The organism is Halalkalibaculum roseum (assembly GCF_011059145.1).
Taxonomy (GTDB): Bacteria; Bacteroidota; Rhodothermia; order Balneolales; family Balneolaceae; genus Halalkalibaculum; species Halalkalibaculum roseum.
The window spans coordinates 66,133-78,582 of sequence record NZ_JAALLT010000001.1 but is presented as its reverse complement, the minus strand read 5'-3'; the positions used below and the strand labels follow the sequence as shown (position 1 = coordinate 78,582).

The window sequence follows — 12,450 nt, the reverse complement described above, 5'->3', positions numbered from 1 at the left end:
AAAGAAAAACTCTTGATATATATCAACTCTATTATCTTAAGTATAAGCTGTTGATATTTCCTACATTTACCTGTGCGTGGACGAGCGATTAGCCTCATTAATTCAAAACGTATACTCTATGGATATTCAACACAACGACGGAAGCAGCAAGGGTTCCTTTTTCATTGAGAAAGACGGGAATACTGTTGCAGAAATCACTTACTCAAAAGCCGGGAAAACTACTATCATCATAGACCACACCGAGGTATCAGATGCCTTGAGAGGTGAAAACGTCGGGAAAAGACTAGTGGAACACGCCGTCAATTATGCCCGGGAACATGAATTGCGAGTCATCCCGCTATGTCCCTTTGCAAAATCCGTCATAGAGCGCGACGAGTCCCTACAGGATGTTCTGAAATAGTCCCGCCTATTACGGGGCACTATCCAATAACTTACGCTAACGCATATGAAAACACCCGGAAAACCAAACAATACCTCCTGGCCGGAACTCCCGACACCTGATAAGTGGCAGGAAACACTTGACACTGTACATCTCTGGTCCCAGATTATCGGAAAGATCAGACTGGAAAATATGCCATGGATCAACCATAGCTGGCACGTTCCACTATATGTCTCGTCACGCGGCTTAACTACCTCGTTCATCCCACATCCTTCAGGCGGTTTCGAAATTGAGTTCGACTTTTTGGATCACCGGCTGATAGTTCGGAAGGCAAATATTGAAAGTGTCTCTTTTCCACTGAACTCATTGTCAGTCTCCGATTTCTACCATAAGACGCTGGACATTCTCGATCAAATGGATATCAAAACCCGTATTTATCCCAAACCTGTGGAACTCCCCGATCCCATTACACCTTTTCCCGAAAATACGGATACGATCACTTATAATGCCGAAGCCATTCATCGTTTCTGGATGGCTCTCACACAGGTAAACAGGGTCTTCATACGATTCAGATCGAAATTCTGTGGCAAAGTGAGTCCGGTACATTTCTTTTGGGGAGCCTTCGATCTGGCCGTGACCCGCTTCTCCGGGCGTACAGCTCCTAAGCACCCCGGCGGGATTCCCAACTGTGCGGACTGGGTTATGGAGGAGAGTTATTCCCATGAATTATCCAGTGCCGGATTCTGGTCAGGCAGCGGATACGGCGAACCGGCATTCTATGCCTATGCTTATCCCGAACCGGAGGGGTTTAAGAATGCCGAGATAAATCCTAAGGAGGCATTCTATTACGAAGAGCTTGGTGAGTATCTTCTGCCTTACCGGGTGGTGAGTAACGCATCGAATCCGGACCGAACGCTGCTCGACTTCCTGCAAACAACCTATGTAGCCGCGGCAGTAAATGGGAATTGGGATAGGGAAGCACTGGAAACCAAACGCATCTTTTAGGTGCTCATCTGCCTGCGAACACGGCTCAGGGTTTCTGGACTCATTCCCAGATAAGAAGCAACCAGGTTGAGCGGTACTCTATTCATAAATTCAGGATTATGTTCAATGAGGCGGGCATATTTTTCTTCTGCCGTAAGCCCCAGTGCATTTTCCACCCGCTGCTGTAAGGCCACATAAGCATTTTGAAGGATAATGCGGTGGTAGCGTTCATAGGCCGGAATTTCTTCCAATAGTTTCTCGTGCTTTTCCCTACCGAGCATCAGCAGCTCTGAGTCTTCCAGAATTTCAATATGCATGGTAGATGGCTTATTGGTGAAGAAGCTTTGCAGGTCTGCAATCCACCAGCCTTCAAAAGCGAAACGTTGCACATGCTGATTTCCTTTCGAATCAACAGAATAGGAACAGAGGGCACCACTTTCCACAAAAGCAAGGTCACGACAAACATCACCCTCCTGAAGTAAAAACTGCCGTTTGAGCATACGCCTCGGACGGAAACTATTCTTACAAAATTCCCACTCCTCTTCAGTGAATGTGACATGCTCCTCAATACTTTTTTTCAGACGTTCAAACACTGGCAATCAGTTTTTTGGTTGTTCTCAGTGGTCCAAAAAAAAGTACATGAATATTCTACAAATAAAAAAGCGGGCATCCTCATTGAGAATACCCGCCCGGTACCGATTAAAAAATGTGTCTGCTAGACTGTTAATTCCTAACAAACTGTACGTTCAGCTGCAGTTTAATTTCATCGCCGACAACCACATTACCTGCTTCGGTTACGGCACTCCAGGTAAGCCCGAACTCTTTCCGGTTGATGATACCTTCAATTTCAAACCCGGCCTTGGTCTGACCGTATTGATCGCCAACCGTACCGCCATGTACCACATCGAGTTCAATCTCTTTGGTAACATCGCGTATCGTCAGTTCTCCGTTCACTTTGTATTTTCCATCCCCAATCTTATCGAAATTTGTGGATTCAAACCTCAGCTGTTGAAAGGCTTCAGCATTAAAGAAGTCATCTGACTTCAGGTGCTTATCGCGATCTTTATTATTGGTTGAAATACTGTCGATATCTGCGGTAAAAGTTGCCTTAGCATTTTTGAAGTCCTCTCCTTCCGCTTCTATTTTTCCATCATAAGAGCCAAAGCTGCCGGTTACCGTAGAAATTACCAGGTGCTTCACTTTAAATTGCACTTCCGAATGCATCGGATCTATTTTCCATAATGTTTTGGTTGCTGTAGTCATGGTATAAATTGCTTTGATGTTAAACTAATTATGCATTTCAAACATACTACACCGGATCCTTCCCGCCATTGATTTATGACAAGAATTTCTCTTGATATATATCAATGTAGAGCGGACAGGTCGTCAAAAGAGAACGTCTTTCTTGATTCCAATAAGTCCATGTCTAATAAAGAGTTGACAAACACTGCATCAAGCAGGAATGGTAGCGTATTTTCATAGTAACCCTAGTGTTACTGATGTAACCACGTGCATAACCGCTTGATTACATTAGATATTATCTCTAAAATGATGGCGGTCAGACTCCCGGGATCATTTAGTCAGGGTTACTGGCCACACATCAATTGAGTTTAGGAAAGGAAACTTCTTAACATATTAACATAATAAATAATTAGGGATATGAGGATTTCAACACCAGGTGATCGGCCGACTATATATTCATTTACTTTAACTTGTATGTTAATGGGACTGATGTTTATATCAGCCTGCAGCAGTAGCGATACAGAAAACGAAAATGAGAACGATAATGAAAATGTCGTCGAAGTCACGGCAACCCATAATGCGGAAGAGAACCAGCATCTTTTTGAGATGGGTACCCATGAGTTAACACCGGGCTGGACGACCTTTGAATTCAGTAACGCCTCCCCCTACGATCATTTCTTTTTGATCTGGAAAGTGCCTCAAGAAGGTATAGAGGCCGGCGGTGAGGGAGAAGCACTGGTAGATCACTGGCACAAAACCATTACAGAACCCTTTCAAAATGCCTTTGATCCCTATATTGAAGGGGAGATCGAATTCGAAGAATTTACCAAAAATCTCATCGGTGCGGTTTCGGAATCGGCTCCCTGGTTTCTTGATCCAGGTGCCCAAACCCTGGGTGGACCCGGATTTACAGCTGCCGGCAGAACCTCAGAGACTACCGTCAACCTGGGGCCGGGACACTATATTGTGGAGTGCTACGTGAAGAATGAAGAGGAGGTTTTCCACTCTTCTATTGGCATGCTTACCTATTTCGACGTGGCCGGAGAGGATTCTACTGCTACAGAACCGGAACCAAGCAGTCAGGTGGCCATTTCATCTACCGAAGGCATACAGTTTGATGATTCCGTATCAGCTGGAGATCACACTTTTGAGATCATTTTCGAGGACCAAGCGACCTACTCACATCTTCAGGGTCATAACGTGCAATTGGTAAGATTAGCCGACAAGGAAGATCAGGAGCTGCTGAATGAGCTGGCTGTCTGGCTGGATTGGCGGCAACCCGGAAGCCTGGTGAACCGGGCTCCTGAAGGAGCCACACTCATGGGTGGAAGCATGGAAATGGCAGGCGGCAGCACGGCTTACTTCCATACTGAACTAGAACCGGGTGATTATGCCTGGATTGCCGAAGTGCCTAATCCGTCTGATAAGAACATGTTGCAAACCTTTACCGTCTCCGGGTCAGGAGATGATATGTAGTACAATCATTCAAGGATGGTGGTATCGATTTTTTCTTTTGTTATTGTGAAATAATGGAATAACCATTCGAAGTTTATAAATACACACCTCCAAGGTTATGCAACCTTGGAGGTGTGTAAAAAAATTTTCTGCAGTTCAAAACTTTAAACACCACCCTATCCCGGTTAAGAAATTAGCCGGGATTTTTTATTTTTGTGTTCAACAATTCGGCAGTCAATTAAACCAAAAAACTGAGGTTAAAGTAAGCCTTATCGATTAATCGACCGCTCTTCCAAAACATTGCCTTCTTTATTATAAACAACGAGATGCATATCCCTTTCCGGCAATGAATAACTTGTCATTTCTCCGGTATCGACCAAATGGGAATCATAGGGGATTAATTGATTATACCCGAATTGTTCACTCTTCTCATCAGCCAGAAACAGCGATACCTGGACGCGTTGCCCGTAGGTGTTTTTGAAAGTAAAGTCAGATCCAAAATTGTTCGGAGAGATATTGTTGATCAGATGCATATCAACACTGGTCAGCACGTGATCTGAAAAGGCTGTGCTCTCTACCAGTGCGGTAAATTCTGCCATATCCTTAAAGTACTTCAGGTGATGCTGATTAATAGTGAAGGGATCCAGATCATAATCTTCCTTTAAAACAGCGCCAAGCCACCTCTTGCCACGCTGGGTAGGCACTTCCAATATATGGTCCACGCCGGCCAACACCAGAACCTTTGCTGATTGATCCCTGCCGAATGTAGCCGCATACAGGTTGGCTGCCTGCCCCTCTTCACGATCCATAGTTCTATCGGTGTTTTCGTAGGCGACAAATTGAAAACCAAGAGACTTAGCAGTACGTATCAAATTTGCGAAGTGAGGATCCTTTAGGTAAAAACCCGATTCTATTGTTAGAGGATACCCGGCATTCAGCAGGCTGTCTGCTCCCGGTGCCAGAGTTTCCAGAGCCAGGTAATCGAAACCGGCTTCGGCAAAACGGGGAAGTAATGATTCTACCAAGATCCGGTGATTGGGATAGTAGTGGTGCTCGTTGAACATAACCAGGTTTTGACCGGAGGTTCGCTCCAGGAGTTCCTGACGCACCCGTTCATGGTCAAAGATACCCTCATCCTCGATGGCTTTTTTAATATCATTAGATCGGAAGCGATGGCGCACCCGACTTAACAGCGAATCATACACACTATTGGGAGCCATAAAAGAAGCGATGGGAGTCATAACTGCCGACTTCATGGATTGCTCCATACGGTCCTCCGTTTCGTAGCTCTGCAGCTCGTCGAGTACTTTGAGATAGCGGTTGCCACCCTCATTTCTAATATCGAAGAAGGAACGCTTCTGCGATAGTTCACCCGAAGATTCATCAGACTGAGCCCAGCCTGTACTCGATAGGGTTAAGAAACAGGTGATGAACAGACATATTCTTAGAAACATAGTTAAATGTTTTTGTTCGTTGTGTTATTTCGAGCCGGGATTCAAAATGACGCCATATAGGACTTTATCTTTTTGCGATAGGTTTTGCCGATCGGTAGGGCAATACCATCAACCTTTACCCGGTGTGTTTCATATTCCTGCAGGTAATCCATGTTTATGATATAAGAGCGATGCACTCGTATAAACCGGTCCGGCAGATGCTCTTCGATGAGTTCACTCAGGGTATGGTCAACGATAGCCTTCTCCTCCTTTAGATACAACTCCGAATAATTTCCGGAAGCTTGTATATGGCGAACGTCATTAGGATTAAAGGAGAGTAATTTGGTTCCACTTTTCAGCAACAGAGAAGTAACCGGTTTGTTGATGGTTTCTTGAGATAAGGAGGCAGACGATTTCTCCTGATCCAAAACCCGCATCACAGCTTTATAAAATTTGGGAAATTCGATCGGTTTTAGAAGGTAACCTGCCGCCTCATGGTCATAACTTTCCACCGCATATTCTTCATAGGCTGTAGTAAATATTACGGCGGGTTTATTGTTGATCGTATTTAGCAGAGACATCCCATCCATATCCGGCATATTGATATCCAGAAACAGGAGATCTACCCTGTGCTCTTTAATGTACGAAACGGCCTTTAGCGGAGAGGTAAAAGAAGCCACCAGTTCAAGCTCATCTATCTTAGAAGAGAAATGCTCTATAACATGGTGAGCACGCGGTTCATCATCTATAGAAATGGCTTTCAATATCATCTAACAGGTAATTTCAGAACAACCTTATGCCATTCCTTAGTTGAGGTAATGTCCAAATCGTAGTCGTCATCATAGTACAAGGATAATATTTTTTGGGTTTGTACGGTACCAATACCTGAGATTCCTGTATCCTTATCGGATGGATGATTGCTGTTTTTAACCGTTAGAGCAAGGGAAGAATTTGTCACTATTAGGTTAATCATAATAATGGATTTCCCTTCATAGCTCACTCCATGCTTAAATGCGTTTTCCACAAAGTTGATAAGGATCATGGGTGCAATCCGGGCTTCCTCAATATTTCCGGATGTCTGAACCGTGATCTCGACCATTTCCGGGTCAAACCGCAATTTTTGCAGCTCAATATATTGACTTACATAATTCCATTCATCGCTGAGCGGTACGAGATCCCGGGTGCTGTGCTTTAAGGTATAGCGCATCATTCCGGTCAGGTTTTGAATCCCGTCAGCCAGGGCTTCATTTTTTGTTTCAAGGGCCATCGCATAAAGGTTATTTAAGGTATTGAAGAAAAAATGTGGTCTAAGTTGGGATCGGATCAATGCCAGTTCAGACTGCATATGATCGGCCTGCTCAAGTTCACGATAGCGATAGAGAAATTGCATGGCGGTTTGAGTCATAAAGGCGATCACCCCAATTATAAAATATATGACAAAGATGGTCTGCCCCAGTTCATAAGTAACCGGAAAGTTTAGTATAGAGTCCGTCGCGTTCGGTTGTAAGGAGGGGAGCTTAGTGATTATAAATACCAGCCCCATTTGTGTAAGACTAAAAATGATCCATCCGGCAAATCCGCCTAGAACTTTCTTTTTCAAAGAATGTTCGAATCGCTTATAAATACCGAAATAGAAAAGAAACCATGTTAGAGTCCACAGCCCGTAAATAATAATGTGCCAAAAGATCAGATTGATATTCGTTGTTATGAGCAGACCGATGCTACGTGCCTCAGGTATATACCGGGTACTTCTCTCATAATTATCCACGGCTACCAGTACGAATACAAGCACCGCCAGCAGTTGAACACCCCATTCCGTTATTTTGACCTTAGTAATCTGCATAAGTTTGATTCTTTTGGGGGAATATAGTCCGACAGAAGGTCATTCTCTTCAGAAATGTGTGAACGAGGCTTTATAGCATGTGAACGGTATGACGTAACGTTGAAATGCCTGCATGCTGCTTTCACAATAGCAGGCAAGGAATTTAGATGCTTTCTTTTTTAGGGATACAAACGGTCTATATCATGGTGATGAACCTTAAATCAATTCGCACCATTATGAGAATCACTATTGAAAAAGCCATCATCGGGAGCATTACTCTTCTTTTAGTTATTTATGCTTTTACAGAATTTTCAGCGCATCCCGATATTATTCTTTACCGTTTGAGTGAATTGCTTGTATTTGTCTTATCCTTCTTCTTTATGGCCTTTCGCTGGACAGGTGATCCGAATAATAAATGGAATAGGAAAAAGCGTTGGAGCCTGATGGCCTTACTCTGGGTTTCCGGCTGGTTTCTGTTGAGTCTCACCAAGATCGTGAAGGATCTACTGCCGGAAAACGACCCCATTTTGCTGAAATACTTTTTCCTGCCATCGGTTGCCGACAATGTACTGGTGCCCATTGTTCCGGGCCTGATTATCGGTATTATTTATGGAACTATTCGGTATGCTGTGCTCACTAAAAACTATAAGAAAATAAAAATACTGTGCGGGCTTACCGGTGCGGGAGTGATCCTTTACAGTGTGATACTGATTTGGAAACTAAGCTATACCGGTTCAGAGAGCATCCAATTTTTAGATAGAAATCAAGAAATGTTAAGTCTGGAAGAAGTATTATCACAACCGGAGTTGCAGGGCAAGAAAGTCTATGTGGATTTTTGGTATGCGACGTGCAGCCCCTGCATTAAAGCCTTCAAAAATATGAAGCCGGGGAAAGAACTTTTGAAAGAACAGGATTACGTCACATTATTTATGGGTAGAGAGACTTCTCATCCTGATTCAAAAGTACGATGGATATCCACAATTAGTGATTATGAACTTGAAGGCTATCACGTATACATGTCTGAACAGCTTGAAGAAGAGATTTTTAATCTGTTGATGAAATATGAAGACCTCTATTTGGCTTATCCTCATTATTTTATTGTTGACGAAAACGGTAATATAACAGACTGGGATGCGCCGGGAATTACGGAAGTTACGGCTTTGGAGGAATCCTTGAATAAAACAATAGCCTCAAAAAATAACTGAGACTTGAATGAGAAAATTTGTATTCATTACGGCCGCCGTGTATTTGGCAATAAGTTGCAATAGGAGTCCAAAAAACTTGGATTACGAACTGGTTCCCTACAGCGGTGACCTTAAAGTTGAATCATTTGACTCTACCGTAGTTGATGAAAACCGGTTCAACTATAATAATCGGATATTTAAAGTCGGATCTTCCTACACCTACAACTATCAATACCGAACGGCGGATGGACAAGCTAAAAACTTCCGATTTACCGAGGAAGATTGGGAATTCAAGGAGCCTGAAAATTCGGACCAAAACAATCTTACCATTGAGGTATCATCCGGACTGAAACCTTTCAGTGACTGGTACCCCGATTATAACCAGACCGTAATGAAGTACATTTATTCCAACAAAGAGTCCTATGAGTTAACCGGCCTGATAGAAAACGAGGCTAATATCTGGCTGCATCCTCCCAGAGAAGGGCTGTTTCGCATAATGGAGCTAAATCCTTTTCCCTCGGTACAATTTCCGCTGGAAATCGGCAATACCTGGCAGTGGTCGGTTGCCGCCGGCGAGCAGTGGTCAGACGAGCGATGGACTACCTGGGAAGGTAATGTAAAAAATACTATGACCTATGAAATCCTCAGCAAGAGTACCATCAACAGCAAGTGGGGAGAACTGGAAACCTGGGCAATCGAGGGTGAAGCCACAAACCGGTTGGGTACTACCCTGCTGGAGGCCACCTATCACGACAGCCTTGGTTTTGTAAATATGCATTTCACCAACATTGACGGGTCCACCCTGGAATTTGATCTCGCGGATGTGGACTATTAATATAACCCTCCAAGGGTTCCCAGGAACCCTTGGAGGGTTATATTTTTTCATTATCAGAGTATTCAGAATTCCGACCTACCGGTTTTTACCCCCTGGGAAAAGAGATGCCCGTGATTTGCTCGCACCTCTCCATAAATTCATCCTGTAGGTCATTCTTGTCGGCTGCCGGATGTGGACTTTGTTCTTTCTTATGATAGAAATAGCGACCGGTTACTTTTACCTGCTCGTCATCGCTCACCGCCAGCCAAACCTGGGTCTCGTACCCTTTATCCAGGTCATCCGTAGCATAGGTGACATTCAAATCCCCGGCTTGCCTTTCGGAAAAATATATTTATTACTGAAAGGCATATATTTTACTTCTATTCCTTTACTGGAACTATAACCCAATACTATTTATCCCAATAAAGTCCCTGCTCGGTTTCCTTCTGTCGAACTATTCTAAGGATGCCATTTTCAGTCCAGGCAATCGGGGGCCGGGGGCCATTAAAGGTATTATTCATGGATATCACATAGGCACCGGTATCCAACACCGCAATTCGGTCGCCGCGCCTGACTTCCGGCATCTCTACCGCGTTGGAAATACGATCGAGGGCCGAGGGAAGCTTGCCCATTACCGTATAGGTCCTTTGTGGATTGTCTCGCTTGATCAATGGCAGAACCCGGTGCCTCTCTGTTAGCAACATGGGTGAGATACTCATGGCGCCTGCATCGCACAGCAGGTAATGGCTCCCATTTTTCTCAACAATATCTTTGATCGTAAACAGTGAAAGCTGCGTCGGACCTGATAATATTCGTCCGGGTTCGGCAGCCAGCGTAGTAATGAAGATGCCTTCTGATTTGAGCCCATCAATCGTTTTGGCAAGGTGCTTTGCAATGACATCCAGGTAGCCGGAAGTGTCTTTTAAGCTGCCATTTTTCCCGGCCATCCCAAACAGTGAAGGGATCATATTCCTCACTTTCATCATCGGGGCATTGGGAAGTGAAAAACCTCCCCCGATATCCAACATGGTGACAGTAATCCCGTGCTTTTTCAACAGTCGCGCCGTACGTGCCAGTGTATCGATTCCTTTGATGAATGGCTTGTGGCTATGTATTGCTGATCCCAGGTGCATGTGGAGTCCCATAAGTTCCACGCCCCGGGTTCCCGATATCTGCTGCACCACTTCCATAAATTCATCCGAAGAGGGATGAAAACCCAGGGGACTCCTTCGTGTGCCGGTATTCAGGGTAATATCCCACAATCCCCGTCGCAGGTGAGGATTGATAGTAATACCTGCCGAAACGGGTTTCTCCGATTCCGATTTCAATCGTGAGATAAGCCTGTCCACCTGTCCCCTCGTGGCTACCACCGTAAGCCGTAACTCTTCCGGATGATTCAGAGGATCGCCGGTATGGATAATATGCTCATCCTCCACTCCCACTTTTTTCAGTAACCGGTATTCCCATCCCGACACTGTTTCAAAGCCGCTGCCCATGGAATGGATCTTCTTTAGGTAGGCCGGCAGCGGATGGGTTTTTACCGAATAGTAAACCTGAAGCGGCAACCCGTAGCGTTTGAAGGGTTGCATAAAAGCCCGGAAAGAATCGGCAGCAGCTTCCGATGATCCCAGGTGCAGCGGTGTGCCCTGCCGGTCGGCGATATCATTGAGTCTGGCTCCATACCACTCCAGTTGCCCATCCCGGTAGTGCGGATCTGCTACTTCATTATGTATGTGTCTGATCGATTTTGCCATCTCCTGACTCTGTAGATTTTTAAGTATATGATCCCGAATAATACGATCGTCAAAACAAACGTAAGCAACAGGCTCATCCATAGGCCTCTACTGTTCCAGTCGTCGGTAAAGGCAGCGGCAAAAACCACCTGCGTTGGAAAAAATGCCGGCAGCCATTGAATAAGATCCGTCTCCTGCGCGGAGGTATAAAAAACGGGATTCTGCAGCCACCCGGCATCCAGGTTTGCCAGCAACACGACACCCAGGATAGCTACCATAAAGTCGGAGCTTATCACTCCCAATATACCCCCTATGATGCCGTAAATGACACCAATCAAAACAAAACCCAGGAATAAGCCGGCGGCCTGCTGAATATCAACCATCCCCGATACCGCAAGGCTGATCATTCCACCAAGCAGCAGTATCACCGTTAGGAAAAAGAGTCCCCGCGCTGCCAAAAATGAGGCTGGTGAAAGCCCTATACCGATGCAATATTTATAGTATTCGAAGTTTCGGTGGAAAAGGATAATGGCATAATAAGCGGTTAGAAATCCAAGTACTGCCGACCCGATGAAAACAAGGTTTACGCTGTGCTGCGACAGCAGGATCTCACGGGTTTCGTCTCCGAAAAATAACTTAATGGGAATAGTCTGAGTGCCTGAGGTCCCCTCCACCACGGCCAAAAATATCAGGGGAATGGTAACCAGCAATACGAGTCCGAAGCGGTTTCTCCAGAGCTCCATGAAGGAAAGCCTAAACAGGTATCCGGCCGGGTGATAAGTTTGGTCATTGAGCATGTAAGCCTCCCTCTTTGAGTGCTAAAATCCTGTCAAACTTATCCCGGTCATACAACAGGTGTGATATGAGCAGTATGCCGGTACCCGCCTGACGTAATCTTTCAATAACATCCCAAAAGGTGAGATACATCTCCCAGTCAAAACCATCGTAAGGCTCATCCATAATTAGCAGTGACGGCCGGTGAAGGATGGAGGTTATAAACTGCAGCTTTTGTCGCGTACCGCCACTCAGGTTTTTGATGAGTTCTTCCATATAATCGGTCAATCGGAACTCCTCCAGCAGCGTGCTGGCAAAACCGGTATCGGCATGGGCATGCTGTTCATAAACGCTCATTGAAAAGGTGAGGTGCTCCTGCAGCGTAAAGGCCCGGTTCAGGATCATCTCCTGCGGGCAATAACCTACTGTTCCCCACATTCGGACTGTACCCTTGTCGGGTGCTGTATAACCCAGCAGGCATTGCACCAGGGTGCTTTTCCCGGAACCGTTCTCACCGATCAACCCGACCAGCTCGCCGGGTTTCAGCTCAAGATTACAATTGCTTAGTACCTGTTTCCGCCCATAAGATTTACTCAGTCCCCTGCAGCTGCAGCACAATCCTGTATCCAT

The 12,450-nt window shown here is 45.1% G+C and carries 14 protein-coding genes; 5 read left to right on the top strand and 9 right to left on the bottom strand.

The window, feature by feature from the left end:
• The first annotated feature begins 118 nt into the window (after positions 1–118).
• Together G3570_RS00325 and G3570_RS00320 are read left to right on the top strand one after the other, a co-directional pair.
• Positions 119–400 carry a GNAT family N-acetyltransferase gene (locus G3570_RS00325; protein ID WP_165138047.1) on the top strand — a complete coding sequence of 94 codons (282 nt, stop codon included), beginning with the start codon at positions 119–121 and terminating at the stop codon, positions 398–400.
• A gap of 45 nt (positions 401–445) precedes the next feature.
• Positions 446–1,384, top strand: a complete 939-nt coding sequence (locus G3570_RS00320) for a DUF5996 family protein (protein WP_165138046.1) — start codon at positions 446–448, stop codon at positions 1,382–1,384.
• Here the strand turns inward: G3570_RS00320 and G3570_RS00315 are convergent.
• Complete coding sequence (locus G3570_RS00315) at positions 1,381–1,956, bottom strand: cyclic nucleotide-binding domain-containing protein (protein WP_165138045.1); 576 nt, start codon at positions 1,954–1,956, stop codon at positions 1,381–1,383. The genes G3570_RS00320 and G3570_RS00315 overlap by 4 nt on opposite strands.
• Before the next feature lie 130 nt (positions 1,957–2,086).
• The gene (locus G3570_RS00310; protein ID WP_165138044.1) at positions 2,087–2,626 is read right to left on the bottom strand and encodes a YceI family protein; all 540 of its coding nucleotides are present in this window, start codon (positions 2,624–2,626) and stop codon (positions 2,087–2,089) included.
• Positions 2,627–3,085: 459 nt separating this feature from the next.
• Here G3570_RS00310 and G3570_RS00305 point away from each other — a divergent pair, with 459 nt between their 5' ends.
• A complete protein-coding gene (locus tag G3570_RS00305; RefSeq protein ID WP_165138043.1) occupies positions 3,086–4,081 on the top strand; it encodes a hypothetical protein in 996 nt (331 codons plus the stop codon).
• A gap of 248 nt (positions 4,082–4,329) precedes the next feature.
• Here the strand turns inward: G3570_RS00305 and G3570_RS00300 are convergent, their stop codons facing one another.
• From G3570_RS00300 to G3570_RS00290, 3 genes are read right to left on the bottom strand one after another with little or no spacing between them, the layout of a single operon-like run.
• Positions 4,330–5,514 (bottom strand): hypothetical protein, encoded by a 1,185-nt coding sequence (locus G3570_RS00300; protein ID WP_165138042.1) that lies wholly within the window; start codon positions 5,512–5,514, stop codon positions 4,330–4,332.
• A 41-nt stretch (positions 5,515–5,555) separates the two neighbouring features.
• Positions 5,556–6,263, bottom strand: a complete 708-nt coding sequence (locus G3570_RS00295; RefSeq protein ID WP_165138041.1) for a LytR/AlgR family response regulator transcription factor — start codon at positions 6,261–6,263, stop codon at positions 5,556–5,558.
• The gene (locus tag G3570_RS00290) at positions 6,260–7,336 is read right to left on the bottom strand and encodes a sensor histidine kinase (protein ID WP_165138040.1); all 1,077 of its coding nucleotides are present in this window, start codon (positions 7,334–7,336) and stop codon (positions 6,260–6,262) included. Before G3570_RS00290 ends, G3570_RS00295 begins: the two co-directional genes overlap by 4 nt.
• 146 nt (positions 7,337–7,482) lie before the next feature.
• Between G3570_RS00290 and G3570_RS00285 the strand changes: the two genes are divergently transcribed.
• Positions 7,483–8,520 carry a TlpA family protein disulfide reductase gene (locus G3570_RS00285; protein WP_165138039.1) on the top strand — a complete coding sequence of 346 codons (1,038 nt, stop codon included), beginning with the start codon at positions 7,483–7,485 and terminating at the stop codon, positions 8,518–8,520.
• Positions 8,521–8,527: 7 nt separating this feature from the next.
• On the top strand, positions 8,528–9,334 hold the full coding sequence (locus tag G3570_RS00280; RefSeq protein WP_165138038.1) for a hypothetical protein: 807 nt from the start codon (positions 8,528–8,530) through the stop codon (positions 9,332–9,334).
• Between the two features lie 85 nt (positions 9,335–9,419).
• Here the strand turns inward: G3570_RS00280 and G3570_RS00275 are convergent, their stop codons facing one another.
• The 4 genes from G3570_RS00275 to G3570_RS00260 form a co-directional block, all read right to left on the bottom strand.
• On the bottom strand, positions 9,420–9,635 hold the full coding sequence (locus G3570_RS00275) for a Rossmann-fold NAD(P)-binding domain-containing protein (protein WP_165138037.1): 216 nt from the start codon (positions 9,633–9,635) through the stop codon (positions 9,420–9,422).
• Positions 9,636–9,723: 88 nt separating this feature from the next.
• On the bottom strand, positions 9,724–11,067 hold the full coding sequence (locus G3570_RS00270) for a diaminopimelate decarboxylase family protein (RefSeq protein WP_165138036.1): 1,344 nt from the start codon (positions 11,065–11,067) through the stop codon (positions 9,724–9,726).
• Positions 11,031–11,843, bottom strand: a complete 813-nt coding sequence (locus G3570_RS00265; RefSeq protein ID WP_165138035.1) for a hypothetical protein — start codon at positions 11,841–11,843, stop codon at positions 11,031–11,033. The genes G3570_RS00270 and G3570_RS00265 overlap by 37 nt, the downstream gene beginning before the upstream one ends.
• Positions 11,833–12,450, bottom strand: a complete 618-nt coding sequence (locus G3570_RS00260; protein WP_165138034.1) for an ABC transporter ATP-binding protein — start codon at positions 12,448–12,450, stop codon at positions 11,833–11,835. Before G3570_RS00260 ends, G3570_RS00265 begins: the two co-directional genes overlap by 11 nt.

Coding starts and splice junctions, on each gene's coding strand:
- G3570_RS00325 (WP_165138047.1), top strand. CDS start 119: ATGGATATTCAACACAACGACGGAAGCAGCAAGGGTTCCTTTTTCATT.
- G3570_RS00320 (WP_165138046.1), top strand. CDS start 446: ATGAAAACACCCGGAAAACCAAACAATACCTCCTGGCCGGAACTCCCG.
- G3570_RS00310 (WP_165138044.1), bottom strand. CDS start 2,626: ATGACTACAGCAACCAAAACATTATGGAAAATAGATCCGATGCATTCG.
- G3570_RS00305 (WP_165138043.1), top strand. CDS start 3,086: ATGGGACTGATGTTTATATCAGCCTGCAGCAGTAGCGATACAGAAAAC.
- G3570_RS00300 (WP_165138042.1), bottom strand. CDS start 5,514: ATGTTTCTAAGAATATGTCTGTTCATCACCTGTTTCTTAACCCTATCG.
- G3570_RS00295 (WP_165138041.1), bottom strand. CDS start 6,263: ATGATATTGAAAGCCATTTCTATAGATGATGAACCGCGTGCTCACCAT.
- G3570_RS00290 (WP_165138040.1), bottom strand. CDS start 7,336: ATGCAGATTACTAAGGTCAAAATAACGGAATGGGGTGTTCAACTGCTG.
- G3570_RS00285 (WP_165138039.1), top strand. CDS start 7,483: ATGCTTTCTTTTTTAGGGATACAAACGGTCTATATCATGGTGATGAAC.
- G3570_RS00280 (WP_165138038.1), top strand. CDS start 8,528: ATGAGAAAATTTGTATTCATTACGGCCGCCGTGTATTTGGCAATAAGT.
- G3570_RS00270 (WP_165138036.1), bottom strand. CDS start 11,067: ATGGCAAAATCGATCAGACACATACATAATGAAGTAGCAGATCCGCAC.
- G3570_RS00265 (WP_165138035.1), bottom strand. CDS start 11,843: ATGCTCAATGACCAAACTTATCACCCGGCCGGATACCTGTTTAGGCTT.
- G3570_RS00260 (WP_165138034.1), bottom strand. CDS start 12,450: ATGGATACAGGATTGTGCTGCAGCTGCAGGGGACTGAGTAAATCTTAT.